The organism is Bartonella sp. AA78NXGY (genome assembly GCF_042197005.1).
Lineage (GTDB): Bacteria > Pseudomonadota > Alphaproteobacteria > Rhizobiales > Rhizobiaceae > Bartonella.
This window is the reverse complement of the sequence record NZ_JBHIRI010000078.1, coordinates 1-858: the sequence shown is the minus strand read 5'-3', so window position 1 is coordinate 858 and position 858 is coordinate 1. Positions and strand designations below refer to the sequence as shown.

Annotated in this window: 1 protein-coding gene; it reads left to right on the top strand. The window is 37.3% G+C overall.

The features are described 5' to 3' along the window. Window positions 1–681, top strand: a 681-nt coding sequence (locus ACFINL_RS09720; RefSeq protein ID WP_375651490.1) for a hypothetical protein, incomplete at its 5' end; no start/stop codon positions are given. Window positions 682–858: the final 177 nt, after the last annotated feature.

Below are 858 nucleotides of genomic sequence, written 5' to 3'. Positions count from 1 at the left end.
GAATTTATTGATGATTGTGAATATATCGATGGTCATTTCTTAACTCGAATTAGAGCCTTAAGAGATTTTGATGATGTGAAAAAAGGTGACCTCGGTGGCTATATTGAAAGTGAAGATAATCTCTCTCATGAAGGTAATTGCTGGGTGTATAATAAAGCTCGGGTCTTTCAAAATGCACGCGTCTTTGGAAATGCTAAAGTAAAAAGCTTTTTTGTTGATGTCTATGGTAATGCTCAAATTTATGGGAATGCTATTTTTGAAGGTATGACATTAAAGGACAATGCAAAGCTGTCTGGTAATGCGCATGCTAACAACGCCGTTGTAATTGAAGGCAATGCACAAATTTATGATAACGCCCGTGTCACTGATCATGCTCATATTTCCGATAATGCTGTCATTTGTGATGATGCTCATGTCGGAGGCAATGCAAAAATAAGTGGCTCTGCTTACATTTGTGATGAATCACGTGTTTTTGATGATGCCGTTATTTGTGATGCTCTTATCTCTGGTTCTTCATATATTCATAGCAATGCCTCTTTAACAGCTAATGAAGATATCTGTGATGATGCATATCCTGAGTTTGGGAGCGAAGATGATTATTATCGTCATGAGTATTATGCTGATTTTGAAGGGTATTATGACGATGATAATGACAGCGAATATGAAAGTGATGCTGCGTAAATGACACGTGCGGGCGCGGCGGGGGCGCCCTCCTTTAAACATCTCATTTAAAAATTTAAATCTCTATAAAGGAATTGTGCTCATGCAAAAGAAGTTTGCACTCACAAATGAAACGCGTGTAATTAATAATCATACCCTTTATCGCATTAAAGCATTAAAAGACTTTGCTGATGTTAA